The 1,880-nt window shown below is 61.9% G+C and carries 3 protein-coding genes; 2 read left to right on the forward strand and 1 reads right to left on the reverse strand.

Annotated features, from left to right (window positions below; genetic code table 11):
• Both VF672_RS15430 and VF672_RS15435 read left to right on the forward strand, forming a co-directional pair.
• A partial coding sequence (locus tag VF672_RS15430) for a hypothetical protein (protein WP_331105437.1) occupies window positions 1-250 on the forward strand: 250 nt, incomplete at its 5' end.
• Between the two features lie 90 nt (window positions 251-340).
• Window positions 341-1,290, forward strand: a protein-coding gene (locus VF672_RS15435; protein WP_414705616.1) for an IS630 family transposase whose coding sequence is annotated in 2 segments (ribosomal slippage) — window positions 341-677 and window positions 677-1,290 — 951 coding nt in all. Because the reading frame shifts where the segments join, the coding sequence is not laid out codon by codon here.
• Between the two features lie 4 nt (window positions 1,291-1,294).
• On the opposite strand, the gene VF672_RS15440 is transcribed toward VF672_RS15435, so the two are convergent.
• Window positions 1,295-1,456, reverse strand: a complete 162-nt coding sequence (locus VF672_RS15440; protein WP_331105439.1) for a hypothetical protein — start codon at window positions 1,454-1,456, stop codon at window positions 1,295-1,297.
• Between the last annotated feature and the right edge of the window lie 424 nt (window positions 1,457-1,880).

Raw genomic sequence — 1,880 nt, forward strand, 5'->3', positions numbered from 1 at the left:
CGTGCTGAGCCACAAGCCCGGCGCGTTCGCGGGATCGAAACCGTTGGCGCAATGGCGCGAGGCGGGTCGTTGGCCTGGTTGCTATGACGAACTCTGGACCCGGCTGCAACGCCGACACGGCAAGCAGAACGGCACCCGCGCCATGGTGGCTGTGCTGGCGCTGGGCCAGGAGTTTGGCCACAACCGGCTGCGCACGGCGGTCGCCGCCACGGTGTCGCTGGGAGCCTGTGACGTGGCTGCGGTGCGCTAGAGCAGTAGCCGCCAAGCCTGATTCGGCGGGATTCCCTTGCTAAGCGGGTTGTGATTCAAGCTGTGTGCTGGTGTGAGGAGGCCAGCATGCATGGCAGCACCTTTGTCGCTGGATCTGCGATCTCGAGTGGTTGATGCGGTTGAGACGCACGGGATGAGCCGCCGGGCTGCTGCCGTGCGGTTTGGCATCGGCATCCGCACGGCGGTGCGGTGGGTGAGCGAATTCCGTGCGAGCGGCAGCTTCGGGCCACGGAAGATGGGCAACCCAAGTCTGCCCAAGCTGACGGCGCACCGCGACACGGTCCTGGTGCTGCTCAAGCAGCAGCCAGACATCACAACCGAGGCGTTGCGTCATGCACTGAGCGAGAAGGGGGTCGTGGTGGGCTACGGCTCGATCCGGCGCTTCTTCCAGCGCGAGCGCATCACGCGAAAAAAAAGACCCTGACGGCGGCGGAAACCGAGCGGCCGGATGTGCAGGCTCGTCGATCGGATTGGCTGGCGCAGCGTTCGACGCTTGCGCCGCAGCGTCTCGTCTTCATTGATGAGACCTGGACCAAGACCAACATGACGCCGTCTCATGGGCGCTGCCCACGCGGCGAGCGTCTATACGCTCATGCCCCGTTCGGCCATTGGATGACGTCCACCTTTCTGGCCGCTCTGCGCTGGGACGGCATCGCCGCGCCGGCGGTCATTGACGGGCCGATCAACGCCCGAAGCTTCACCGCTTATGTCGAGCAGTTCCTTGTTCCCATCCTGAAGCCGGGTGACATCGTCGTGTTCGACAATCTCGGCAGTCATAAGGGCCAGACGGTGCGGGCCGCCATCGAGCGAGCCGGGGCCGAACTGCGTTTCCTGCCGCCCTACTCGCCGGACCTCAACCCGATCAAGCAGGTCTTCGCCAAGCTGAAGGCCCTGCTCCGTCGCGCCGCGCCGAGAACCCGCGAGGCTCTCTGCAAGAGCATCGGCGGACTGCTCAACGAGTTCTCCGTCAGAGAATGCCAGAACTACATCATGGCCGCTGGATACGCCGCGCCAACATAGATGGCTAATGCTCTAGCGCTTCGCGCTTGTCCATGCCCTTCGGCACAACGAAGCCGAACGCGGTCGCCAGGCCACGCATGGCGTTCGCCAGCATGGTCTGTTGCTTGACCAGCAGGGCACGCGCCGAATGCAAGGCAAGGGCGCCCTGCTGCTCCAAGCTCTTCACGGCCACGAACTTCGCGTCGGGTCGGGACGCGGCGGCGCAGATCGCCGCGGCTCAGCCGCGTCGTTCTTCTTGCCCCGCTTGACGAAAGGCTTGACCGCCTCCGGGGCGATCAGCTTCACCTCGTAGCCGGTAATTGCTCACCCCATCCCCACAGGATATACCCCGTTGAAAATCACTCATGATTTTCCATGATTTTTGACTACGATAAATTTTACATGCCTATTCTTTGATAGAAAGCAAGCAAATTCAATGGGTTGGACATTTATTGCATGGCATCCAAAATGCCACCTGCACGAATCACATTGATAAACATGGATTTTTCCATGAGGGGGTAGGTGAGCAATTACGTGAGACTATGATCTATGCTTCATGCGCTCTCGCATGATCCTGCGCCGCTCCAGCCTCTCCCGCGGCCAAACAGTCT

Origin of the sequence: Pseudomonas sp. (assembly GCF_036387035.1) — a bacterium.
GTDB lineage: Bacteria > Pseudomonadota > Gammaproteobacteria > Pseudomonadales > Pseudomonadaceae > Aquipseudomonas.